Below are 23,433 nucleotides of genomic sequence, written 5' to 3'. Positions count from 1 at the left end.
AACGGGCAATATCGACAACCTGTTATTGATGGAGAAGCATCTGTTTCTCTGAAATGGTAATACTCGCCTAAAGATTTGGTAAGATCACTTATCACATCATTAATGTCCAGACAGACTTCTAATAATTCAAATAAGATAGAATAAGAGATTATTAAAAGAATAATATTTTGATTATTATTCTAAATTTATTTCAATATTCATATTAAAACGCCAGTAGTAACATATTGGCGTTATTTTTTATTTTTTTTGTTATTATTTATCAAGGTAACATGTGAATGTTATTTATTTTGATGTAAGAATTAATAAATTTAGTTATTAAAACAATAAAAAATAATACAAATTAAATAATAGGATTGAATACGAAAAAAACCATTTGCCTTTAGAATAAAAAGAGCAACGAAGGGAGTCAGAACAGCATAACGATATCTATAACAATATCTATAACAACAGGCCAAAATATCGGTATTAATGGCGAGATGGGGTCGTAAAGCATGAATAGCGATGGGCTGTTTTTTGTTTTTTAAATTATATTGAAAAACAATGTGTTGGGTTTGAGTGAAAAATAATCATCAAGAAATGATGTTCAACAGGGAGAACTGGCTGAAAAATGGTGTCTTAATGTTATCATTCATGGAATGATAATAAAAAATGACATATTGTCAGTGTTTCAGCTTTCAATTTGGGCTTACTGCGTTTATTATGCGCGCTTCGTAATTTCAACCGGCGCCACTGGCTTTGAGCTTCAGCGGAGATATGATGCCTCCTGCTAGCTGACACAGTCTTTTCCCGTGGCGGTTCTATCTGCATTATTCCAAGGGATAGATGATAGCATAAATGACTGAGAATACCTCTCTGACTCCACTTGTGGAATTGAAAGCCTTGAGCAAAGGCTTCGACGGCAAACAAGTTATTTCACAGCTCGATTTGACAATCAATGATGGCGAGTTCCTGACCATTCTTGGGCCATCCGGTTGTGGCAAAACCACAGTACTCCGTCTGATTGCTGGGCTGGAAGATGCGGACAGCGGCCAAATTTTACTGGAAGGGCAGGATATTACTGATATTCCTGCTGAACACCGTCATGTAAATACGGTCTTCCAGAGTTATGCGCTGTTCCCCCATATGACCGTATTTGAAAACGTCGCTTTCGGGCTTCGCATGCAGAAAACACCGGAAAAAGAGATTGCTCCGCGTGTTGAGGAAGCATTGCGCATGGTGCAACTTGAAGAATTTGCCCAGCGTAAACCCGCACAGCTTTCTGGTGGCCAGCAGCAACGTGTGGCGATTGCCCGCGCGGTTGTGAATAAGCCGAAAGTTTTGTTGCTGGACGAATCGCTGTCTGCGCTCGATTACAAATTACGCAAACAGATGCAAAATGAGCTGAAGGCGCTTCAGCGCAAGCTCGGCATTACTTTTATCTTCGTGACTCATGATCAGGAAGAAGCGCTGGTCATGTCAGACCGGATCGTGGTGATGCGTGACGGTCGTATTGAGCAGGATGGCTCTCCGCGTGAGATTTACGAAGAGCCGAAAAACCTGTTCGTTGCCCGCTTTATCGGCGAAATCAATATTTTTGATGCCAATGTATTGCATCGCATTGATGAGCAGCGGATACGCGCCAATGTCGAAGGCCATGAATGCGATATTTTCACTGCACTGCCGGTGACTGCCGGACAGACATTGAAAGTGTTGCTGCGTCCGGAAGACCTGCGCGTTGAAGAAATCAACAATGGTGAACAGTTATCCGGTTTGATTGGTTATGTTCGTGAACGTAACTATAAAGGCATGACACTGGATTCTGTGGTCGAAATGGAAAATGGCAAAATGGTGATGGTCAGTGAATTCTTCAATGAAGATGATCCTGATGTTGACCATTCCCTGAACCAGAAGATCGCCGTCACTTGGGTAGAAAGCTGGGAGGTTGTGCTGGTCGATGAAGAAGACGCGTAAACTATTCCAGAATATCGTCATTACGGGCATGGTATCGTGGTTGATGCTGTTCGTTTTTCTGCCGAACTTGATGATTATTGGAACCAGCTTTCTGACCCGTGATGATGCCAATCTGGTACAGATGGTCTTTTCGCTGGATAACTACACCCGATTGTTTGATCCGCTGTATGCTGAAGTGTTGTTGCATTCGCTGAATATGGCGATTGTAGCGACGCTGTGCTGTCTGGCGATTGGCTATCCGTTCGCTTTCTTTCTGGCGCGCATGCCGAAAAAATTGCGTCCGCTCATGCTGTTCCTGCTGATCGTTCCGTTCTGGACAAACTCATTAATCCGTATTTACGGTTTAAAAATGTTCCTCAGTACCCGCGGCTACCTGAATGATTTTCTGCTGTGGATAGGGATTATCGATAAACCCCTGCGCATTATGTATACCTCCGAGGCTGTTGTTCTGGGGCTAGTGTATATCCTGTTGCCCTTTATGGTGATGCCGCTCTATTCCAGTATCGAAAAACTGGATAAGCCTTGTCTGGAAGCGGCACGGGATTTAGGCGCGGGCAAGTTGCAGACGTTCATCCGCATTATCATTCCATTGACGATGCCGGGCATTATTGCCGGTTGTCTGTTGGTCTTGCTACCAGCAATGGGGCTGTTCTATGTGGCAGATTTGATGGGCGGGGCGAAAAACTTGTTGATCGGAAACGTGATCAAGAGCCAGTTCCTCAATATCCGTGACTGGCCGTTTGGGGCGGCAACCAGCATTTGTCTGACGCTGGTGATGGGATTGATGCTGTTCGTCTATTATCGTGCGGCTAAGTTGCTGAACAAGAAGGTGGAACTGGAATGATCGGACGCCTGTTGCGCGGTGGCTTTATGACCATCGTTTATGCTTACCTGTATATCCCGATTATTATCCTGCTGGTAAGTTCGTTTAACCAGTCGCGCTTTGGCATTAGCTGGCAGGGTTTTACCACTGAATGGTACAGCTTGCTGTTCTCCAATGACAGCTTGCTGCAAGCGGCGGGTCATTCTCTGACGATGGCAGTAACTTCCGCTACGTTTGCGACACTGATTGGTTCCTTGACCGCTGTTGCCCTGTACCGTTATTCGTTCCGTGGCAAGAAATTCGTTGGCGGCATGTTGTTTGTGGTCATGATGTCACCGGATATCGTGATGGCGATTTCATTGCTGGTACTGTTTATGCTGCTCGGTGTTTCGCTCGGATTCTGGTCATTATTGTTCTCACACATCACGTTTTGCCTGCCGTTTGTGGTCGTGACGGTTTACTCCCGTCTGAAAGATTTTGACGTCAAAATGCTGGAAGCAGCACGCGATTTGGGTGCCAGTGAGTTAACTATCCTGCGTAAAATCATCCTACCTCTGGCGATGCCAGCCGTTATGGCGGGTTGGTTATTGAGCTTTACCTTGTCGATGGACGACGTGGTTGTCTCCTCGTTTGTAACAGGGCCGAGCTATGAAATCCTGCCACTGAAAATCTATTCAATGGTAAAAGTCGGGGTTTCGCCGGAAGTGAACGCATTGGCTGCGATTTTGCTGCTTATGTCATTGGTTTTAGTCTTGATTAGCCAATTTGTGATGCGGGATCGCACGGGTAAGTCTTGATGCCAGTTTAAGCGTAGTCATGGGTTGGCTACGCTTTTCTTAACTATCTAAGTTTCCACGAGCATGTGAAATAGTGAATGTATTCATTATTTATCCTCTTACTTTGTACTTATTATGTACACTTCATCGTGTTGTACAATTTAAGCTAACTAGTTATACAATTCATCAGCCTGCTTCATAACAAGTGGCTTTACCCCATTAAATAGCGCTCTTATAATAGCCGCTTTTTCGGGGATAGGTTCATTGAACCTATATGATACTTACGCACCAACTGCGAGGGGAAACACTGCATGAAAAAGTGGTTCTGTCTGCTGGCCGCTGGGATGATGGCATTAAGCATTGGTTCGGTGAATGCCGCTGCCGCAAATGACGGCAAGACGCTGTATTTTTACAACTGGACTGAATATGTTCCGCCTGGTTTGCTCAACCAGTTCACTAAAGAAACTGGGATTAAGGTGATTTATTCCACCTATGAATCCAATGAGAGCATGTACACCAAGCTGAAAACTTATAAAGACGGTGCTTATGATTTAGTGGTTCCATCCACTTACTTTATCTCAAAAATGAGTAAAGAAGGGATGTTGCAAAAAATCGACAAGAGCAAACTGAGCAATTTCCATAATCTTGATCCTAAATTGCTGCACAAATCTTTTGACCCGAATAACGATTACTCCATTCCTTATATTTGGGGTGCGACGACAATTGGGGTTAACAGCGATAATGTTGATCCGAAATCCATTACTTCTTGGGCTGATTTTTGGAAGCCTGAGTATAAAAATAGTTTAGTTCTGACGGACGATGCGCGTGAAGTCTTCCAAATGGCGTTGCTGAAATTGGGATATTCCGGCAATACCACCGATCCGAAAGAAATTGAGGCAGCCTATAAAGAATTACAAAAGTTGATGCCAAATATACTGGCATTTAACTCTGATAACCCAGCAAATCCCTTTATGGAAGGCGAAGTGGATGTGGGCATGATGTGGCCGGGTTCTGCTTATGTTGCTCGCCAATCAGGCACGCCGGTTGAGATTATCTGGCCGAAAGAGGGCGGTATTTTCTGGATGGACAGTCTGGCTATCCCTGCCAATGCTAAAAATGTCGAGGGTGCGATGAAGTTAATTAACTTCCTGTTGCGTCCGGAGATTGCGGCACAGGTATCTGAGAAGGTCGGTTATCCGACGCCGAATCTGGCCGCGCAGAAATTGCTGCCTAAGACAATGACGGAAGATAAGTCTCTGTATCCCGATAATTCGATTATCGAGAAAGGAGAGTGGCAGAATGATGTGGGTAATGCCAATATTCTGTATGAAGAGTATTTCCAGAAACTGAAAGCAGGTCAGTGACCTCAACTTCAGCTGAATTATTGGGGGAGCATTGGCTCCCCCTTTTTGTTGCTATGCGGTATCTTGAGATCCATTGGGTATACATTATTAAATTTCAAAAAGAAGCTCTCACGATAATCATATTAAAAATGTATATCCTCTGAACAGGGAAAGTAGTTTTGCCATACTTCCTTCGATTCCTCTCTTTCCCAGGGCGGGACAGAGGGTTCTCCTTGAAACCAAAATTGTACTTTTCGTTTTAAGTTAGGATGGTTTCTGTTTCTATAAAGCCATCTTAATTCACTTCCAGTGACATGATAGCCCCATTCAATTTTTCTGTTTTTTCTTGTGACAGATTTAAAATCTATGCCATCAAGAATAAAATGTATTTTTATTTTTTGAGCTATAGGATCTTGGCCCATGAGTACCCAAGATAACCCGCCTTTGCATTTTCTCCTATAGTATTTATCAGAATACTCGCTTGATAACACTGACTGATATTTAGAATGTTTCAAATATGTATTGAGACTATTTTTAAAGGGGAGTTGTTTCGGCAATTCCATGTTGAAAGCGCGTCTTTCCACATTCTTTTTTTGTGCTGAGCGTTCTATTTCCAGCGGAAATGTATAAAGATCTATAATTGAGGGAATAACATTTATTATAGGCAAATTATTGTCAATATTAGCAAGTCTAAATGGCGCATAATCTCTAACGTATCTTTTCCTTTCCTCGTTCAACCCACAAACTATATCCCCCTGAGAAACGCCTACTGTAAGAGTGGTGGGCGTTGCAGGAGTCATAGGTGTAGTCGATGTAGTAGAAATAGTATAAGTGCGATTAAAAAAATTAAAAAATGGCATTTTATTTTTCCTGATTGGTTAATCATGAGCAGTAAAATATGGGCTCATTAGAGATGATATAATATATTCAGCCATTATAAATTTACTAATTATTTGTTCTTAACTATACAATGGTTATAAGGAGGTTTTATGATTGTTATTTCATATTTTAAAAATATACATGTATTAATTAAATCTTGATAGTGCTGAATTTATAATGTGAATTTATCTGCGTTTATAGAGTGGCATCATAAATGACATTTATTTTTTATATTCAGCAGGCGTTGCTGCGACCAATTTTTTGAAGTTTCGATGAAAGTGACTCTGGTCATGAAAACCCAATTCAGCCGCAACAGAAGCAATCTTCATTCCTTGCTTCAACAGCACTTTTGCTTCATTAATGCGCATGGCCATTTGCATGGCATGTGGGGTAATACCATAGGTTTTTCGGAATGTATGAATAATGTGGTATTCACTTAATTCCGCCTGAACGGCGATATCCTTTATCGATATATTATTTCTAAAGTTGTCACAAATGTATTCATACGCCTTGGCGACATTATTCTTTGGTATCGTTTTCTCCAAAGGTATAGCGTTGGACAGCGAAAAGAGATTGGAAAAAAAAGAAATACTCACTTCTTCCGTTTTCATTTTATCCTTATCAAGGATGATGGTATTGGCTAATGCTTGAAACTGATCATACAGTTCCGGCACATCGGTATGATTCATTGAGAATGGAATAAAATTTGTTATTCTTCTGCCGGTAACCATAGATTGCACATAACCTAGCCATTTAGGGCACACATATAGCATTTTGTAGCTCCAGTTTGTGTCTGGTGCTGGGTTACATGAATGGACTTCCAGAGGGTTAATCAGGACAAGAGAACCTTTTTGTATTCTGCGCTCAATGTTGCCATTGAAATAATCACTATAACCACTCTCTACAGAGCCGATAGAAAACTCTTCATGAGTGTGTTTTCCGTAACAGGCTTTCGAAGATTCAGAAGAGCGCAATTCAATTGGAACTGCGCTTGAACGATAGAATTGTGGTTTACTCATCTGTGTACGTACCATGTTAACTAGACATAAAAAAAGTATATATGACTGTAATGGCTAACAGTAATCCCATAGTGAGATTGAAGAGCTTGTAATGTTTAGGTGTATCTAAGACTGTTCTAATCGTTATTCCCAAAATAGCCCACACGGAAATTGATACATAACAGACAATAAAAAAGATCCCACAAAAAAGCAGCAGCGCTGTAATTTCTGCATCGCGGTGACTAAAGAATACGGATATACCTGCTAAAGACACAACCCATGCTTTTGGATTGAGCCACTGGCACATCATTCCTTGTACAAGCGATGGAGCACTTGTTTTTAGCTCGCTATCATCACCTGATATTGGGGTTTGTATGGCAACTTTGTATGCCAAATATAACAAGAAACCACCTCCTATATAAGTAAGTACTTCGGTTAGATATGGCACTCCGTTGATAATTTGAGCCAATCCGAAACCCAGCAAAAATAGAATTGATACAAAGCCCATTGTTGCGCCGGTTATATGAGGGAGCGTTCGAATATATCCGCAATTGGCTCCGGTAACGGTTGCTATTATGTTTACAGGCCCTGGAGAGATTGACGTTATCAGAGCAAAAACTGCCATTGCAAATAATTGCGTCATAAACTTCTACCATGATAATAAGCAGGAGGTGCATACAAAAATGCACCATACTCAAATGTAAATTCAAAAAATATATACTCGTCGTCTTTCAAGTTGCCTCTTTGTTGGCTGCGTTCATTCACCCCGGTCACATAGTTATCTATGCTTCCGGGGATGAATGAAAGGCTCCTTCCTTTCACCGAAGGTCAGCCTTTGGCTGTGCAAATTCGTTCCCGACGAATTTGTCATTCCCTTGCCGCCTCGACGCATCTTGAAATCCATAGTGTATAGATAAGAGTTTCCCTGGTAAGTTGGGCAAATATTTCTTAGTAGATTGAAGCCCTGTTCTTTCAGAACTAAGAGTAACGATTGAAACAATTTCTGATGAAAATCTCATCCAAGCGTTATCGTTGTTGAGAATCATCCCATTATTGTGAGGTATCATTCCATCGTTCCGTGTCTTAAATTTTGAACAACGATATCCCCGTATCAATGATAAATATTGTACAAAATTGTTGTTTATGACTTTAGTCAAAGCCATAGGCTGACTTTTAAAAATTAAAACTTTTTCAGCAACCTATTTACCAACGACCCATTTCCACAGGAGCGGTTTTTATTGAATGAGTTGGATTATCAAATTTAGTTAGTTGTGGTTAAAAAATATTCTCTTTCTGTTCTCCCGATTATCTGATAAAGAATAGCCTACTCTAATTCCCGATAAGGGAATGATTGCCTATACGCGTTGCTACTTGTTCAGAATAGGAGGTCAGAATGAACTGGCATATTGAACGATTGGGATATCGTCTATTGTGCTGTGTATTTGGATGGGGAACGGTTGGGATAATTTATAAACTTACCGCAAATTACCAGAAGAATGGTTATAGTCAGGCGAAGATATTGCCACCTTCTTTCATTGATGAGTGGATTGTATTTTCTTCCGGTGGTGTTTGGCTCTATCTCTCTTTCTTTTTATTGATACCGTTGTCTTACCTGTTTTGTCCTTTATTTCGAGTCCGTTGGCTGATGTTTGTGATGCAGGGGTGTGCGCTGTTTTCCGGGGTGGTTTATTTGTTATATCCCACTACGCTGGATTATCCGCCCGTCACAGGCGATAAGATATCTGATCATGTGCTCAGGTATCTGATTGAAATCGATTCATCACAAAACTGTTTGCCTTCACTGCATGCGTCACTGACGGTGTTATCTGTGTATGCAATGTGGCAAGGAAAACAAAAGTTTTGGCGGTTATTGTGGGTAACGTGGGGCATCTTGATCGGGTTTTCGATTATTCAATTGCGACGACATTTATTGATAGACATCGTTGCTGGAATATTAACCGCAATTGCTATCAGTATTTTATACCTAATAATTTTACGAATTGTCGCTACTCGCGCTTATTGCAGTTGAAAAATCTTTTTATTTATTATTTTGGATGTCATCATTTTATTTAAAGAGATAGTTTTAGCGACTTTATTTGTGAAAGATATTTTTTAATGAGCGATGATTTTATGTTATTTAATAAAATTATCGTCTCAAAATATTGGATTAATGATTAAATAATGTTTTGTTTAACAATGATATCCAATTGATTTATCGCAGAAATAAAACCAGTGAAAACTATTTCAAGTGAATAAGTAATACTTATTCACTGGTTAATAAATGTTAATTTTTATTTCACATAAATTCAACAAACGCCATAATTAAATCTCATGATACTTTTATTTTATTAAAAAAATTTTATGACACAGAGAGCGTGTGAAAATAAAAATGTAAGTTTTTCATATGGCTGTGTAAGGTGTTTCATTTTTCTAATGCGATGTATCATAAATATAAACTTCCGGTTTAATCGACTATCTGATAAATACTAATTTACTCTTGATCCTATATTCAGAACTCACCTTATATTCTGAAAATAAATTCAAACATAAAATTAACATTCGGAAGTGATAAAACAATGAAAAATTCAAACGAATTGATCCCATTAAAGATCATTGCTTCTGGCACTGCTTTGCCAGAAAATAGAGTATATTCATCCGATTTAGATATTAAGTTAAATAAACCAAATGGCTTTGTCCAAAAACGTTCTGGAATTGAATATCGTTACCATTCTGATTATGAAATGTCTCAGGCTAAATTAGCAGCAGATGCATTGCATGCGGCTTTACAAAATCATCAAATTTCTCCTGGCTCTATTGATCTTCTCATTTTTGCTTCGGCAATACCAATTCAGACTTTACCTTATTCTGCTGCCCATGTTTTAAAAGAGAGTCAATTAAAGGCGGGAACGGCTTGTTTTGATATTAATTCAAGTTGCGTCAGTTTTGTTTCCGCCTTGAATGTCGCCAGTGGATTGTTGGCGACCAAGCAATATAAGCGTATTGCCATTGTGACTGCGGAAATGCCTTCCCGCGGCCTGGATTGGGAGCAGCCAGAATCTGCATTGATTTTTGGTGATGGTGCGGCCTGCATGATTGTTGAAAGGGGGGATGGTCAGAGCGGGATCGTGACTTACAAACATGAAACGTATCCGGAAGGTCTTGAACTGTGTGAAGTCCGTTGCGGAGGAACCCGCAAAAATCTCCGCACGGGAATGGACGATAGCGATTTTCTTTTCCAGATGCAGGGCAAACCCTTATTTAAACTGACCGCTTCACTCATTGAAGATTTTACGGATCGTGTACTTTCCAGCGCCAATCTGACCATGCCTGAGATAGACACAGTCATACCCCATCAAGCCAGCCATTTAGGGTTGGAACATATCCGCAAGCGGCTGAATATCAGCGATGAGCAATTTATGAATATTTACCGTCACCGCGGTAATCAGGTTGCAGCTTCAATTCCAAGCGCATTGCACGAAGCGATTATGACTGATCGCTATTATGGCCGTGATTATGTGATGTTACTTGGTACTGCTGCCGGGCTTTCATTGAGTGAGATGATTCTGAAACCATGAAAATTCTTGTTACCGGAGCAACAAGCGGGTTAGGGCGCAATGCCGTGGATTACCTGTTATCGAACGGGGAAACGGTTGTGGCAACAGGGCGTGATAAGCGAGCGGGAGAAGCCTTGATTCAATTGGGCGCAGAATTTCGCTGTGCTGAATTGGCAACGCTGACGGTAGATGATGCGGTTGAACTGATGTCAGATTGCGATGCAGTCTGGCATTGTGCGGCTAAATCATCGCCGTGGGGAGATCCTGATGAATTTGAAAGCATCAATTTGACTGCGACGTACATGTTGGCGCAGGCGGCGGGAATATGTGGTATCAAACGGTTTGTGCATATATCTACACCCGCCGTGTATTTTAATTTTTCGCACCAACAGCAGATTACCGAAAATCAGCGCAGCCAGAATTTTGCCAATGATTATGCCCGAACGAAATTTCTGGCAGAGGAATGTGTCCGCCAGACGGTGCAGCGTTACCCTGAGACTACTTATATTATCTTGCGTCCCCGCGGGCTGTTCGGCCCGCATGATCGCGTATTGTTGCCGCGTTTGTTGGCACAGGTTAAGGCCAGCAACGGCGTCATGGCCTTACCTGCGGGGGGAAAGAATGTCTTGGATATCACCTATGTCATGAATGTCGTTCATGCCATGTCATTGGCAACCCATCGTGAGGGGCTGAAAAGTGGGGAGATATACAACATTACTAACCAGCAACCGCAGCCATTGGCGAAGACATTGGGGCTGTTATTTGACGAGATGAATTTTGGTTATCGCATAAAATCATTGCCTTACCCATTGCTGTATGGCATTGCCGCCGTATTGGAAGGTATCTCCGTGATAACTAAAAAAGAGCCATTGCTGACACGCTATGGTATCGGGGCGGCCTATTATTCCATGACTCTGGATAACTCAAAGGCGAAGGAAGAGCTGGGTTACTCACCGATTTATACCATTGAGGAAGGCATTCATCTGACAGCCAACTGGTTAAAACAGGTAGATAAACAGGCGAATTGACATGGTTAAGATGCGTGTGTTTGAAGTGGGATATTGTACCCATCCTGGCTGCATGGCACTGACGGGGGCCAGTTTTCGCGTATGTAAATTTCCAGCCCGCGCCTGGTTGCTGGAGTGCAATGACAGGCGATGGCTGCTTGATACCGGATATGCCAGCCATTTTTACGATCATACCCGCAGTGGGATTATTCAGTTGTATCGCACCGTGACGCCTGTCTACTTTGAAACCAAAGATTCACTGGTGATGCAACTGAAAGAGGAAGGCATTCAAGCGCGTGATATTGATGGCATTATCATTTCTCATTTCCACGGTGATCATATTGCGGGATTGCGTGATTTTCCGCAGAGCAAATTTATCTGTTCGGGGGATGGCTGGCAGAAAACCCGCAACTTGCGTGGTTTTGCCGCCCTAAAAAATGCATTTGTACGGGGGCTAATTCCGGAAGATTTCGAATCCAGAGCTTGTTTTTATGAAGGCTTTGAGACCACTTCCTTGCCAGAAGAATTAGCGGTATTGGGGGAAGGTTATGCAGTTCCTGAAAGTCAGGGACAGATGATTATTGTCCCATTGCCCGGTCATGCTGCGGGGCATCTTGGCCTTTGCGTATTGACTGAACAGGGTTGGATATTATTGGCGGGAGATGCGGCTTGGTCCCCCACTAATTACCGTGAACTGCGCGGGCCGGCCAAATTGGCGAATATCATTATGGATGACAGCCGTGCCTATTACGAAACATTGAACAAGCTGCACCAAATTGACCAAAAGCAGGTTCCTATCCAGCTATGTCATGAGGGAGATTTGGAATGATACTGAAAACACTTTGGTACTATTGGCGAGCCAAAAGACAGTGGAAATTTTATGACCGCCAGCAGCTTGAACAGCATCAAACGAGAAGGCTGGGGAAATTCAGGCAGAAAATTTTGACGAAAAGCCCATATTTTTCTGCCTATGGTGATTTACCGCTGGCGGAATATCCCCTCATGAACAAAGCCATCATGATGGAAAATTTCGACCAGATGAATACCGCGGGGCTTAAACGTGAGGAGCTGCTTGAATGCGCTCGGTTGAGTGAACAATCGCGTGATTTCAAACCCAAGGTGGGGCAATACAGTGTTGGTATGTCATCGGGGACATCAGGGCAGCGCGGTATTTTTGTTGCCAGTCCTAAAGAGCGGAGCATTTGGGCAGGCACCATGCTGGCCAAGGTGCTGCCAAACGGCCTGTTCCACGGTGAGCGAGTCGCGCTGTTTTTGCGGGCGGGCAATAATCTTTACGACAGCATTCAGAACCGTTGGATCTCTTTCCGGTTTTTTGATTTGTTCGCTGATTTTAATCAACAGGCCCAGGCATTGGCTGAATACGATGCCACAATCATCGTGGCTCCGGCCCAGGTCTTGCGGGCGCTGGCCTTGAAGATCCAGCGAGGTGAAGTGTCATTGTCACCGACGAAAGTGATTTCAGTGGCAGAGGTGCTGGAGCCGCAAGATCGCCAATTGCTGGAGATGGTATTCAAGGAGGTGGGGGAAATCTATCAGGCAACCGAAGGCTTTTTAGGATGCAGTTGCTCTCATGGCACATTACATCTTAATGAAGAGTCCCTGCATATTGAGCCGAAATGGATTGATGAATTGCGCTTTAACCCGATCATTACCGACTTTACACGGGAAACCCAGCCAATCGTACGCTATCAGCTTGATGATATTTTAATTGTGAAGAAAACTCCTTGTGGCTGCGGTAATCCTGCACTGGCGATAGAGCGGATTGAAGGGCGCAATGATGATCAATTGATTTTGCCTGCCCATAATGGGGAAAACGTCAGTATTTTCGCCGACCCTTGTTCACGGATTATTGCCAATACGTTGCCGCTGACGAGTGATTATCGTCTTACGCAGACCGGCCTGTCGATAAAGTTAGAAGGAAATTGCCCCATCGAAATCCTCCAAAAATGCCAGTTGGCGCTGTCAGACTATTTCGCTAAACAGGGGGTAGATACTGATAAAATTGAATGGGACTGTATCGCGCAGGAGATATTGCCGGATTTGTTTAATAAGCGCCGCCGGATTATCAGAAAGAAGGGATAGCCGGAAAATAGGGCGTTTAAAACGGTGCAGGTGGCCATTGTTGGTGTGCTTGCACCGTTTGTTTTTTATAGGGGCGAGGTTTATAGGAATAAGATTTATCGGGATGAATTGGTGAGTGTAAGTTGGTAAATAAATTGACGTACAAGTCAGTTGGCAAATGGATGGGGGGGGGCAGACAGTCTGAAAAGGAAATAGCAACATCAAGATAACTGAGTAGATTAATTAACCATTTACAATGCCTGATATTGTGGCTAAAATGCCGCCCCTAAACCTTCCTGAATTTGTGCTGCTGCAGGAAAAACAACACTTCTTACCCATCAAACCGGAAGAAGCGATTTTTTGTTTTTCTAGGTAGCGAACATGTCTACATTTAAGCGGTTACAAAAACGTCTATCCCGTCAGGGAATCGAAACGCATTACGAAAATAACGTTTATCGTTTCAACAGAAATCAAATTGAAGCAGAAGTATTGCTGCCCGAATCATTGCCATTGGAAGAAAAAGCGGTACAGCAATTACTCGATCTGGCATCAGTGCATGTGCCGGGCAGTGCAGCCAAGGTCTGTAAAACTCGGGCAACGCCGGATTTTCATCCCGGATCAACCGCCCCGGTTGGCAGTATTGTGGCAACTACCGAGGATTTAGTAATCCCCGCTGCAATTGGTACAGATATCAATTGTGGAATGCGTTTACTCAGAACGGGGCTGAGTTATGAAGAGGCAAGCACAGAGAAAGCCGAACTGATCCAGCAACTGAAAAATAAATTGTTGCTGGATCAGCGTGATGTGCCGGTGACGCCAGCGTCATTCAATGCCTTGTTTGATGACGGCCTGGATGCTTGGTTACAGGAATTGCCGTGTCAGGGAATTTGGCAACAGGCCGATTTCAAGCGGATGTCTGGCGAATTAAGTGCGATTTTGAGCACGCAGGCAGTCAAGGCCCATAGCCGATATGCTCCTGACGCCTTTTTTGAAAAGCGGGAAATTATTCGCCCGGCCAGCTTGGGTACTGTTGGCTCAGGCAATCACTTTGTGGAACTGCAAATCGTCGACACCATTCTGGACAGACATGCCGCTTATGCCGCAGGTTTACGTGAAGGTGAAGTATTAATGATGATCCACACTGGTTCACGCGATGTGGGGTTTTACATCGGCAAGCGTTGGGCAGATAAAGCAAAGATGCTATGGCCCGCTACGGAAAAATATCCGGCCTCGGGGCTGTTTGGTTTGACCGCAGAGCATGCTCATGAATATTTTCTGGCGATGGGGGTGGCGGCACGTTATGCGTGGGCGAATCGCATTGTATTGACTGAATTGGTTCGCTCAGCGTGGCAGCAGGTATTTGCGCAGGATAAAAGCCAACTGATTGTGGATCTTTCGCACAATATTATTTTTCCTGAGCAGGGAATGAACCTTCACCGCAAAGGTGCCACACCCGCACGGGCTGGGGAATTGGCATTAATTCCCGGCTCAATGGGGGATTATTCCTATTTGGTGCTGGGAAAAGGCCATCCCGATTGGTTGTGGTCATGTTCTCACGGCGCCGGGCGTTCAGTCCGACGTCAGGAAATGCGCGGTAAATTACCGGACATCCACAAAAATGGTCATTTGCCTTGGCAGTGTATTACGTTGAAAAGTGACCGCTTGCGTGAAGAGGCTCCGGCAGCCTACAAACCCATTACGCCGGTGATTGAGATACAAGAACAGGCGGGGTTAATTCAACCTGTCGCGAGAGTCAGGCCGTGGATCACGTTTAAAGCCTGATATTGGGGGCTGGTTTTTAATCAGCCCTTATACTTTACGGGGTAGCGGGCAGGAACAATCTATCCCGCGTTATTCTTCTACCCCGTATTATTTCTCTCTGCGCCCTATTTCACGCTATTTATTTCTTTTTATTTCTTTCTTTGTATTATTTCGCAGCGTCTAATGCCTGAGCGAGATCGGCAATAATGTCATCACTGTGTTCAATCCCGATGGATAGGCGGATAAGATCCCGAGTTATACCTGCTTTGACCATTTCTGCTTCATTTAATTGCCGATGCGTGGTGGATGCCGGATGGCAAGCCAGTGATTTGGCATCGCCAATATTCACCAGACGCACAATCAATTGCAGGGAATCAATAAAACGGGTAGCAGCCTCTTCACCCCCCTTGATGCCAAATGAGAGGATGGAAGCGGGTTTCCCGCCCATATAACGGACCGCTAAATCATATTCTGGATGGGTGGGCAATCCGGCATATTTAACCCAGGATACCTGCGGATGTTGTTCCAGATATTGTGCAATTTTCAGGGCATTTTCCGTATGGCGTTCCATGCGAAGAGCCAATGTCTCAAGCCCCTGCAAAATCAGGAAGGCATTGAATGGAGACAGGGCTGCACCCATGCTGCGCAGTGGCCCGACACGGCAGCGGGCAATAAAGGCGGCGTCACCAAAATGTTCGGTATAGGTTATTCCATGATACGACGCATCCGGGGTGCTCAAAATAGCAAAGCGATCTTGATGTTCCTTCCAAGGGAATTTGCCGGAATCAACAACCATCCCACCGATAGACGTGCCGTGCCCACCAATATATTTGGTCAGGGAATGAATAATAATATCGGCGCCATGTTCAAACGGGCGGCATAGGTAAGGAGTGGCGACAGTATTATCGACAATAAGGGGAATACCGTGACGATGGGCAACATCGGCCATTGCTTGAATATCGATAATATGCCCGGCAGGGTTTGTGATGGATTCACAAAACAGCGCCTTGGTTTTCCCATCAATCAACGCTTCCATGGCCGCCATATCATTATGATCAACGAAACGGGTTTCTATCCCCATATTGGGGAAAGTATGCGCCATCAGGTTATAAGTCCCGCCATACAGTTTTGCGACTGCGACAATGTTATCCCCCACGGTTGCGATGGTCTGAATGGCATAGGTGATTGCTGCCATGCCAGATGCAACGGCCAGCGCACCAATTCCCCCTTCCAGAGCGGCTACGCGTTTTTCCAATACATCGTTTGTCGGGTTCATGATGCGGGTGTAAATGTTGCCTGCAACTTTTAAATCAAATAGATCAGCACCATGTTGGGTATCATCAAAAGCGTAAGATGTGGTCTGGTAAATCGGAACAGCAACTGATTTCGTTGTCGGATCAGGTGAATAACCAGCATGGATGGACAAAGTTTCTAATTTCATTGTCATTTCCTATTAGTTTAGTGACGAGATACTTACATTCGAGACTGAAACTCAAAATACGGGCTGTGAAAATAATGACAGTCAAAATATCGCGATGTGTTTGATTCTATTGATATGGTGGTTCTTTTATTGCTTGTCGGCGCATGAAACTATTTTGGTATGGTGAGTCTCAGTAAAGCTATTTCATCCGGAAAGCACATTCTGGAAGCGCATTCTTAAAGCAGCATAAGTAGAAGGTATCTTACTTTGCTTTGCTATCAGCTTGTTAAACAAGGTGGATTATTGGCTAATTTACAAAATGGCAATGTGTTAGGGCAATATCAAAAATAAATATTAATAGATATCAATTTGATACCTGATTTAAACAGCCTTTATTTGGTTTTTTAAATGAAATATATCTATAAGTAATGATTGGTAATTGAATAAATAAACTAATATTAATCAAAGCTGTTTTGTTTTATCCGGGTTCCGTGCCTAAGTTTTATCTATTTAAAATGGTTAATAAACTCAAAAGGTAACTTCTGATGGTGATGAAAAAAGCGCTTCTGGCAACGTTGGTTGTATCCGGTTTTATGTATGGCTCTCTCGCTTATGCAGATTCGCATACTGTTGCCATTGGGTATGCTCAAAGTAAAGTGCAAGACTTTAAAAATATTCGTGGTGTGAATCTTCATTATCGTTATGAGTGGGATTCGCCTGTCAGCATCATCGGTTCATTTACGTATATGAAAGGCAGTGAGAACCACAGTGGCAGGAGAGAATTTGACTCTGGCAGAGGGGCGATGGATGCAAAATATTATTCTGCCAGAGGCCATTTGGATGGGAAATACTATTCATTGATGGCTGGCCCTGCTTACCGCATTAATGATTATGTCAGCATATATGGGTTATTGGGGTTTGCCCATACAAAAATAGATGCAGATATTAAGGAATTGCTTGAAGGAGAACACGGCCCAATAAGCTCTCGCAGAACGAGTTTAGATAAAAAATCTACCGATTTTGCGTACGGTGCTGGCGTAGAAGTGAATCCAATGCCGAACTTCAGCGTATATGCTGGTTATGAAGGTTCATCAGCAAAAGTCGTTGGCAATAAAAACCATGGCATTAATGGGTTCAATATCGGGATAGGCTATCGTTTTTAACTAATGCTTTTATAAGCAATGGTTTTTCAAGTAACTATTTTTAAAGTCATAGCTTTTTAAATAGTCGTGTTTTAAAAATGGCATTGATGTATTGAGTTCTATCTTGATGAAGTAGTTTGCTATTCTTCTGGAAACATTACCTTAATATAAAAAAGGTGTTCCCCATTTTGGAACACCTTATTTTTTCTTTTCATGTCAGCATTCTTTCTGCCAAAATAAGTAGGGTATCACCTACCTTTTCATTATTATTTACCGGATTATTCAGTGTGCTGAGTCATTTATTGGATAACCAATTCACAATTCGGATAATTTCCCATTTCCTCCCAAATATTCCTGACATATCTGCATTTAATGGATCTTTTCTGCATATAGCGGCTAATTGAATTTATTTATTTTACGTAATGATGATCCCCTAAAAACCATTGATTAAATAACTAAAGGTGATCACTCATGAAAGGCTTAAATAATAAAGTCGCCATTATCACTGGTGGTGCTACCAAAATTGGGGCCGCAGTTGCCAAAGTATTGAGTGAATATGGTATCAAGGTTGCGATTTTCGATATTGATCAAGAAGGAGGGCGCAAAGCCGCCAGCCAGCAACCGGAATCCATCCGTTTTTGGCATATTGATATTGCAGACGACAAACAACTTTCTGAGGGGATACACGAAGTTGTTGCATATTATGAAAGTCTGGATTTCCTCGTTAATCTCGCCGCAACCTATCTGGATGATGGTGCTGATGCCAATCGAGAAGATTGGTTGACCGCTTTGAATATCAATGTGGTCAGCGCTATCAGGGCTGCCCAATTTGTGCGTCCTTATTTGGTGGCCGCCGGTGGCGGGGCCATCGTTAACTTCAGCAGCATTTCATCTTCAGTAGCCCAGACAGGGCGTTGGTTATATCCCGCGTCAAAAGCCGCTTTATTGCAGGTCACCCGCAGTATGGCAATGGATTATGCCCCTGATCGCATTCGCGTTAATTCCGTTTCACCTGGCTGGACTTGGTCACGAATCATGGATGAGTTGACTCAGGGAAATCGCCAAAAAACCGATGAAGTCGCCGCCGATTACCACTTGCTTGGCCGCGTGGGTGATCCAGAGGAAATTGCCCAAGTGGTTGCTTTCCTGCTGTCAGATTTGGCGAGTTTTGTGACCGGTGCTGATTATGCCGTTGATGGTGGCTATTCAGCGATGGGGCCAGAGCAGGCCAAGCCTGCAATTCCACGTTTGACGGAATCTTCTGTTCCACCAAAAACGACTCCACCAACAACCGCTCCACCAGAACCTGTGCAACAACAGTAGATATGCCCGAAAAGGGGATAACGAAAGCGTTTCGATTCCACAGCCCAGAATAAAATGAAAGAGGAAAATATTATGCGTCGTATAGCTATCGTGGGAGGTGGTCAAGCCGGACTGCCTCTGGCCCTTGGGCTGTTGGACAAGGGCTATCAGGTGACAGTTGTTACCAATCGCACTCCTGATGATGTTCGCAATGGCCGGGTGATGTCGAGTCAGTGTATGTTCGATACCTCTTTGCAATTCGAACGTGATTTAGGATTGAACCAGTGGGAGGAAGAATGTCCGCCCGTTGAAGGCATTGGTTTCACGGTTCCTCATCCTGAAATTCCCGGTGATAAGCTGATTGAATGGAGCGCCAGACTTGATAAGTATGCGCAAGCCGTCGATCAACGAATCAAAATGCCAATCTGGATGGAACAATTCGCTGCCCGTGGCGGCAATCTGGAAATCCGCGATGTCGGAGTCACGGAGCTGGAAGAGCTGGCCGCTAACCATGAGCTGGTTATTCTGGCGGGAGGAAAAGGCGAAATCGTGAAACTGCTGGAACGTGACGCTGCCCGTTCTCCCTATGATAAGCCTCAGCGTGCGTTGGCACTGACTTATGTGAACGGCATGCTGCCAACACCCAATTATTCGCGCGTGTCTTTTAACCTGATCCCCGGCGTGGGGGAATATTTCGTTTTTCCGGCTCTGACCCTCAATGGCCCCTGCGATATCATGGTATTTGAAGGCATTCCGGGGGGAGCAATGGATGGCTGGCGAGAGGTCAGAACACCGCAGGAACATCTGGCCTATAGCAAGCATATCCTCAAGACTTTCCTGCCGTGGGAAGCTGAACGTTGCGAGAACGTGGAGTTGACGGATGCAAATGGCATTCTGGCCGGATGTTTTGCACCGGTGGTACGTAAGCCCGTGCTGACGTTGCCGTCGGGTCGGCAGGTTTTCGGTTTGGGCGATGCGGTGGTGACCAATGATCCTCTGACCGGACAAGGTTCCAACAACGCCACCAAAGCCTGCAAAGTATACTATGAAGCGATCATTGCCCGCGGCGACAGACCTTTTACGGCTGAATGGATGAACGATACCTTCGAGCAATTTTGGCAATATGGCCATCATGTCGTGGAATGGACAAACAGCCTGCTTGCCCCGCCGGAACCCCACATCCTCCATTTATTGGGAGCCGCCCAACAATTACCGGCACTTGCAAGCACTATCGCCAATGCCTTCAACCATCCCCCTGTCTTGTTTCCATGGTGGAAAGAGAGTCATGCCTGTGAGGAGTTCATTCATTTACAGGCACGCTCACTGACACATTCACAGCCAATTGAAAAAGTCAGGGCGTAGAGGGGGGATTGCCATGAGTATCAATATATTGAACAGCCAGATACCGGGGCTTGATTGCGAATGGGGGATCACTGAATTTGAGTCGAGGACGCTGCGCGCAATCTTGGGAAATTACCCGACCGGTGTGGCCGTGGTTGCCACACGCACTAGCGATGGACGCAATGTAGGGCTGACAATCAACTCATTTGCCTCGCTTTCTCTGGAACCCCCGTTGATCCTCTGGAGTTTGGTCAACCACTCTCCAAACCTGAGAGTATTCCGTGATTGTGAATATTTCACGGTCAGCATTTTGGGGTGTGAACATCAGGATCTGGCACTGCGCTTTGCGAATCCAAGAGTAGAAAACAAATTTCAGGATATTGAGGTACAGGAGACGCCGGAAGGGATCCCCTCAATCGGCGGTGCAATAGCAACGCTGGTTTGCACTAACCACCAGCAAACGCATTTGGGTGATCACTTACTGATGATTGGGCAAGTGAGGCGGGTTGCCAGCATTGAAGGCAGGCCACTGGTTTTTCATGGCGGTATGTTCACTGCACTGCATGATATGCGCGAAATATAAAGCCATTCTGCTTTTTTTTTTGTCTGCATATCCATCGAATTGAAAAACTCAGGAGAACACTCATGAAAAACCCATTAAATGCGCTGATTTGCGCGCTGGATCAGGGAAATGTGAAGATTGTCGATCTGACTCAGACATTAACGTCGGATTTTCCTGCCCTGCAATTGCCTGAGCAATTTGGGCAAGTCTGGGCATTCAAGATGGAGCGCATTTCCCATTATGACGAGAATGGCCCGGGCTGGTACTGGAATAATTTTAGTTGCGGTGAACATACGGGAACGCATTTTGATGCACCGGTTCACTGGATAAGCGGCAAAGATCACCCGGATAACAGTGTCGATACCATCCCCTTGCATAACTTTGTGGCTCCTGCGGTGGTGGTGGATGCCAGCCAGCAGGTGGCACAGGATCCGGATTGGCTCCTGACCGTGGCGTTTTTACTGGCGTGGGAAGAGCAGTACGGGCGCATTCCCGCAGGCGCATGGGTGCTGTTCAGAACCGATTGGTCGAAATGGGCAGAAGATCCGGCTCGCTTCCTCAATATGCAAGGTGGCAGTGCGCATACCCCCGGCCCAACGCAGGAAGCCGTAGAGTGGCTTATCCACGAGCGCGACATCCGGGGATTCGGGGTCGAAACCATCAATACTGATGCGGGCCAATCCTATGCATGGCCATTGGCTTACCCTTGCCATACCTTAATGCACGGAGAAAATAAATACGGCTTGCAATGCCTGAAAAACCTCGATCAATTACCGCCAACCGGAACGGTACTGATTGCGGCTCCCCTGAAAATTGGCGGTGGTTCAGGCAGCCCCCTGCGTGTGCTGGCTTTGGTCGATCCACTTTCAGGAGCCGCTGCCTCATGACAGGATCGAAACCACACATCATCATCGTTGGCAGCGGGATCAACTCGTTGGTATGCGCCGCACTGTTGGCAATATGGGGAAAGTCTGTGCTGGTGCTTGAGCGGAATGCAGTATTGGGGGGTTGTATCCGCACAGAAGAACTTTTCCCCGGTTATACCCATGATGTGCTTTCCTGTTGGTATCCGCTGTTTTTGAGCAGTCCAGCCTACCAGATACTGAAACCGGCCCTGGAAAAAGCGGGTTTGGCGTTCGCGCAAAGTGATTATTCAACTGGGCTGATACAGCCGAATGGCAAGAGCATTGCTTTAACGCGGGATATTGTCAGTTCTAGCTTGTGGTTGGATAGCATCGCCCTGGGGGATGGCGCTGTATTGCAGCGCATGGTGCAACACGTTTTCCATGATGATGCTGGATTGATTTTTGGTTTGTTGGGACAAAATCCATATGGACTGGGAATGCTCAAATTGCTCTTTTCTGAATGGCGGAAGCGGGGCATTGATGGATTGGCTGAATTTACCGGTCATTCACTGGAAACTTTCCGACGCTGGGCTGAACGTGAATTACAGTCTGATTTCAACCGCGCTTTGATAGCACCGTGGGTGCTGCATACAGGATTGGGGCCTGATGATGCCAGCTCCGCCCTGATAGGCAAGCTGACCTTCGCCGCAGTGGTCGCTGGGGGAATGCCGGTAGTGAAAGGCGGCAGCTTCCGGATGGTAGAAGCACTCAGCACCATTATAGAGCAACATGGCGGCCAACTTATCACCAATGCCAAGGTTGATCGGATCATCACACAAGGGAAAGGAAAAAAACGCCGTGCTTCTGGTGTGTTAGTGGCAGGGAAGGTTTATCACGCAAGTGAGGCGGTGGTTTGCAATGTGACCCCCCAGCAATTGTATGGGCAGTTGCTGGATGACCAGCCCGATGCTGTCCTGCAACGCGCACAGAGCTATCGCTATGGACGTGGCGGCATGCAAATCCACTTTGCTTTAAGCGCGCCACCTGCATGGCGTGAGCCGGAATTGCGCTATGTACCACTCATCCATTTAACCGAAAGCATGGAACAAGTGTGCTTATCGGTAACGCAGGCCAACAACGGCTATCTGCCGAGCCACCCGACATTGGCCATCGGGCAACCCACGGCGGTTGATCCCTCACGGGCGCCGAACGGGGGCTGGATCTTGTGGATCCAGATGCAGGAGTTGCCCACTCATGTGAAAGGGGATGCTCTGGGAGAACTTTCGATACCTTCAGACGGGAAATGGAATGCGGCTCTCCGCGAGGCCGTTGCCGATCGTGTGCAGGAGCGTCTTGAAACAGTGATCCCCGGTTTTTCATCTTCAATTGTCGGGCGTAAATCTTATTCCCCGGCGGATTTGCAGGCATTGAATTGTAACTTGGTCGGAGGGGATCCCTACTCAGGTATTTGCTCGCCTGACCAATTTTTCTGGTTGCGTCCCTTCGCTTCCTCGAAAGGCGCAAAAGCGCATCAAACCTCTGTCAGCAATGTATTTCACATTGGGGCCTCAACGCATCCCGGCCCCGGATTAGGCGGAACTTCCGGCTACCTTGTCGCCCGTCAACTTGCGCGGCGCTAATCGACATT

At 44.9% G+C, this 23,433-nt stretch carries 20 protein-coding genes; 16 read left to right on the top strand and 4 right to left on the bottom strand.

What is annotated here, in order from left to right:
* The first annotated feature begins 834 nt into the window (after nucleotides 1–834).
* From potA to potD, 4 genes are all read left to right on the top strand, one after another.
* Nucleotides 835–1,950 carry a spermidine/putrescine ABC transporter ATP-binding protein PotA gene (potA, locus tag BM100_RS03610; RefSeq protein ID WP_092508036.1) on the top strand — a complete coding sequence of 372 codons (1,116 nt, stop codon included), beginning with the start codon at nucleotides 835–837 and terminating at the stop codon, nucleotides 1,948–1,950.
* Nucleotides 1,934–2,794 carry a spermidine/putrescine ABC transporter permease PotB gene (potB, locus tag BM100_RS03605; RefSeq protein WP_092508034.1) on the top strand — a complete coding sequence of 287 codons (861 nt, stop codon included), beginning with the start codon at nucleotides 1,934–1,936 and terminating at the stop codon, nucleotides 2,792–2,794. Before potA ends, potB begins: the two co-directional genes overlap by 17 nt.
* Complete coding sequence (gene potC / locus BM100_RS03600) at nucleotides 2,791–3,570, top strand: spermidine/putrescine ABC transporter permease PotC (protein ID WP_092508032.1); 780 nt, start codon at nucleotides 2,791–2,793, stop codon at nucleotides 3,568–3,570. Before potB ends, potC begins: the two co-directional genes overlap by 4 nt.
* 290 nt (nucleotides 3,571–3,860) lie before the next feature.
* Entirely contained in the window at nucleotides 3,861–4,913 is a 1,053-nt protein-coding gene (gene potD, locus BM100_RS03590) for a spermidine/putrescine ABC transporter substrate-binding protein PotD (RefSeq protein ID WP_092508030.1), read from the top strand.
* A gap of 122 nt (nucleotides 4,914–5,035) precedes the next feature.
* Here potD and BM100_RS03585 read toward each other — a convergent pair whose 3' ends face one another.
* The 3 genes from BM100_RS03585 to BM100_RS03575 all read right to left on the bottom strand — a co-directional run bounded on the left by BM100_RS03585 (nucleotide 5,036) and on the right by BM100_RS03575 (nucleotide 7,412).
* A complete protein-coding gene (locus tag BM100_RS03585) occupies nucleotides 5,036–5,752 on the bottom strand; it encodes a hypothetical protein (RefSeq protein ID WP_092508028.1) in 717 nt (238 codons plus the stop codon).
* A 240-nt stretch (nucleotides 5,753–5,992) separates the two neighbouring features.
* On the bottom strand, nucleotides 5,993–6,790 hold the full coding sequence (locus BM100_RS03580; RefSeq protein ID WP_092508026.1) for an AraC family transcriptional regulator: 798 nt from the start codon (nucleotides 6,788–6,790) through the stop codon (nucleotides 5,993–5,995).
* 16 nt (nucleotides 6,791–6,806) lie between these two features.
* Nucleotides 6,807–7,412, bottom strand: coding sequence for a LysE family translocator (locus BM100_RS03575; protein ID WP_092508024.1), 606 nt, complete (start codon nucleotides 7,410–7,412; stop codon nucleotides 6,807–6,809).
* A gap of 750 nt (nucleotides 7,413–8,162) precedes the next feature.
* Between BM100_RS03575 and BM100_RS03565 the strand changes: the two genes are divergently transcribed.
* The 6 genes from BM100_RS03565 to BM100_RS03540 all read left to right on the top strand — a co-directional run bounded on the left by BM100_RS03565 (nucleotide 8,163) and on the right by BM100_RS03540 (nucleotide 15,194).
* The gene (locus BM100_RS03565; RefSeq protein ID WP_092508020.1) at nucleotides 8,163–8,798 is read left to right on the top strand and encodes a phosphatase PAP2 family protein; all 636 of its coding nucleotides are present in this window, start codon (nucleotides 8,163–8,165) and stop codon (nucleotides 8,796–8,798) included.
* A 547-nt stretch (nucleotides 8,799–9,345) separates the two neighbouring features.
* Nucleotides 9,346–10,344 (top strand): 3-oxoacyl-[acyl-carrier-protein] synthase III C-terminal domain-containing protein, encoded by a 999-nt coding sequence (locus BM100_RS03560; RefSeq protein ID WP_092508018.1) that lies wholly within the window; start codon nucleotides 9,346–9,348, stop codon nucleotides 10,342–10,344.
* Nucleotides 10,341–11,351, top strand: coding sequence for an NAD-dependent epimerase/dehydratase family protein (locus BM100_RS03555; RefSeq protein ID WP_092508016.1), 1,011 nt, complete (start codon nucleotides 10,341–10,343; stop codon nucleotides 11,349–11,351). Before BM100_RS03560 ends, BM100_RS03555 begins: the two co-directional genes overlap by 4 nt.
* A gap of 1 nt (nucleotide 11,352) precedes the next feature.
* Nucleotides 11,353–12,159 (top strand): MBL fold metallo-hydrolase, encoded by an 807-nt coding sequence (locus BM100_RS03550; protein ID WP_092508014.1) that lies wholly within the window; start codon nucleotides 11,353–11,355, stop codon nucleotides 12,157–12,159.
* Nucleotides 12,156–13,433 carry a F390 synthetase-related protein gene (locus tag BM100_RS03545; protein WP_092508012.1) on the top strand — a complete coding sequence of 426 codons (1,278 nt, stop codon included), beginning with the start codon at nucleotides 12,156–12,158 and terminating at the stop codon, nucleotides 13,431–13,433. Before BM100_RS03550 ends, BM100_RS03545 begins: the two co-directional genes overlap by 4 nt.
* Nucleotides 13,434–13,793: 360 nt before the next feature.
* The gene (locus BM100_RS03540) at nucleotides 13,794–15,194 is read left to right on the top strand and encodes an RtcB family protein (RefSeq protein WP_092508010.1); all 1,401 of its coding nucleotides are present in this window, start codon (nucleotides 13,794–13,796) and stop codon (nucleotides 15,192–15,194) included.
* 145 nt (nucleotides 15,195–15,339) lie between these two features.
* Here BM100_RS03540 and BM100_RS03535 read toward each other — a convergent pair whose 3' ends face one another.
* The gene (locus BM100_RS03535; RefSeq protein WP_092508008.1) at nucleotides 15,340–16,614 is read right to left on the bottom strand and encodes a bifunctional O-acetylhomoserine aminocarboxypropyltransferase/cysteine synthase; all 1,275 of its coding nucleotides are present in this window, start codon (nucleotides 16,612–16,614) and stop codon (nucleotides 15,340–15,342) included.
* A gap of 524 nt (nucleotides 16,615–17,138) precedes the next feature.
* Between BM100_RS03535 and BM100_RS03530 the strand changes: the two genes are divergently transcribed.
* The 6 genes from BM100_RS03530 to BM100_RS03505 all read left to right on the top strand — a co-directional run bounded on the left by BM100_RS03530 (nucleotide 17,139) and on the right by BM100_RS03505 (nucleotide 23,425).
* Nucleotides 17,139–17,756 carry an Ail/Lom family outer membrane beta-barrel protein gene (locus BM100_RS03530; RefSeq protein WP_092508006.1) on the top strand — a complete coding sequence of 206 codons (618 nt, stop codon included), beginning with the start codon at nucleotides 17,139–17,141 and terminating at the stop codon, nucleotides 17,754–17,756.
* A 450-nt stretch (nucleotides 17,757–18,206) separates the two neighbouring features.
* Entirely contained in the window at nucleotides 18,207–19,058 is an 852-nt protein-coding gene (locus BM100_RS03525; RefSeq protein ID WP_092508004.1) for an SDR family oxidoreductase, read from the top strand.
* Nucleotides 19,059–19,130: 72 nt separating this feature from the next.
* Nucleotides 19,131–20,399, top strand: coding sequence for a styrene monooxygenase/indole monooxygenase family protein (locus BM100_RS03520; protein WP_092508002.1), 1,269 nt, complete (start codon nucleotides 19,131–19,133; stop codon nucleotides 20,397–20,399).
* Between the two features lie 13 nt (nucleotides 20,400–20,412).
* On the top strand, nucleotides 20,413–20,961 hold the full coding sequence (locus BM100_RS03515) for a flavin reductase family protein (RefSeq protein ID WP_092508000.1): 549 nt from the start codon (nucleotides 20,413–20,415) through the stop codon (nucleotides 20,959–20,961).
* Between the two features lie 62 nt (nucleotides 20,962–21,023).
* Nucleotides 21,024–21,827 (top strand): cyclase family protein, encoded by an 804-nt coding sequence (locus BM100_RS03510; RefSeq protein WP_092507998.1) that lies wholly within the window; start codon nucleotides 21,024–21,026, stop codon nucleotides 21,825–21,827.
* Nucleotides 21,824–23,425: a phytoene desaturase family protein gene (locus BM100_RS03505; protein ID WP_092507996.1), complete on the top strand. Its 1,602-nt coding sequence runs from the start codon at nucleotides 21,824–21,826 to the stop codon at nucleotides 23,423–23,425. Before BM100_RS03510 ends, BM100_RS03505 begins: the two co-directional genes overlap by 4 nt.
* The last annotated feature ends 8 nt before the right edge of the window (nucleotides 23,426–23,433 follow it).

The sequence above is a fragment of the Xenorhabdus mauleonii genome, assembly GCF_900113945.1.
GTDB lineage: Bacteria > Pseudomonadota > Gammaproteobacteria > Enterobacterales > Enterobacteriaceae > Xenorhabdus > Xenorhabdus mauleonii.
Note: the sequence above shows the minus strand (reverse complement) of the source record. Positions and strands in the feature narration are given on the sequence as shown.

Bases quoted from the DNA above. Each gene is read 5' to 3' on its own strand.
- BM100_RS03585 (WP_092508028.1), bottom strand. From the start codon at position 5,752: ATGCCATTTTTTAATTTTTTTAATCGCACTTATACTATTTCTACTACA.
- BM100_RS03565 (WP_092508020.1), top strand. From the start codon at position 8,163: ATGAACTGGCATATTGAACGATTGGGATATCGTCTATTGTGCTGTGTA.
- potC (WP_092508032.1), top strand. From the start codon at position 2,791: ATGATCGGACGCCTGTTGCGCGGTGGCTTTATGACCATCGTTTATGCT.
- BM100_RS03575 (WP_092508024.1), bottom strand. From the start codon at position 7,412: ATGACGCAATTATTTGCAATGGCAGTTTTTGCTCTGATAACGTCAATC.
- BM100_RS03540 (WP_092508010.1), top strand. From the start codon at position 13,794: ATGTCTACATTTAAGCGGTTACAAAAACGTCTATCCCGTCAGGGAATC.
- BM100_RS03515 (WP_092508000.1), top strand. From the start codon at position 20,413: ATGAGTATCAATATATTGAACAGCCAGATACCGGGGCTTGATTGCGAA.
- potB (WP_092508034.1), top strand. From the start codon at position 1,934: ATGAAGAAGACGCGTAAACTATTCCAGAATATCGTCATTACGGGCATG.
- BM100_RS03555 (WP_092508016.1), top strand. From the start codon at position 10,341: ATGAAAATTCTTGTTACCGGAGCAACAAGCGGGTTAGGGCGCAATGCC.
- potD (WP_092508030.1), top strand. From the start codon at position 3,861: ATGAAAAAGTGGTTCTGTCTGCTGGCCGCTGGGATGATGGCATTAAGC.
- BM100_RS03550 (WP_092508014.1), top strand. From the start codon at position 11,353: ATGGTTAAGATGCGTGTGTTTGAAGTGGGATATTGTACCCATCCTGGC.
- BM100_RS03530 (WP_092508006.1), top strand. From the start codon at position 17,139: ATGGTGATGAAAAAAGCGCTTCTGGCAACGTTGGTTGTATCCGGTTTT.
- BM100_RS03545 (WP_092508012.1), top strand. From the start codon at position 12,156: ATGATACTGAAAACACTTTGGTACTATTGGCGAGCCAAAAGACAGTGG.
- BM100_RS03525 (WP_092508004.1), top strand. From the start codon at position 18,207: ATGAAAGGCTTAAATAATAAAGTCGCCATTATCACTGGTGGTGCTACC.
- BM100_RS03520 (WP_092508002.1), top strand. From the start codon at position 19,131: ATGCGTCGTATAGCTATCGTGGGAGGTGGTCAAGCCGGACTGCCTCTG.
- BM100_RS03510 (WP_092507998.1), top strand. From the start codon at position 21,024: ATGAAAAACCCATTAAATGCGCTGATTTGCGCGCTGGATCAGGGAAAT.
- BM100_RS03505 (WP_092507996.1), top strand. From the start codon at position 21,824: ATGACAGGATCGAAACCACACATCATCATCGTTGGCAGCGGGATCAAC.
- potA (WP_092508036.1), top strand. From the start codon at position 835: ATGACTGAGAATACCTCTCTGACTCCACTTGTGGAATTGAAAGCCTTG.
- BM100_RS03535 (WP_092508008.1), bottom strand. From the start codon at position 16,614: ATGAAATTAGAAACTTTGTCCATCCATGCTGGTTATTCACCTGATCCG.
- BM100_RS03560 (WP_092508018.1), top strand. From the start codon at position 9,346: ATGAAAAATTCAAACGAATTGATCCCATTAAAGATCATTGCTTCTGGC.
- BM100_RS03580 (WP_092508026.1), bottom strand. From the start codon at position 6,790: ATGAGTAAACCACAATTCTATCGTTCAAGCGCAGTTCCAATTGAATTG.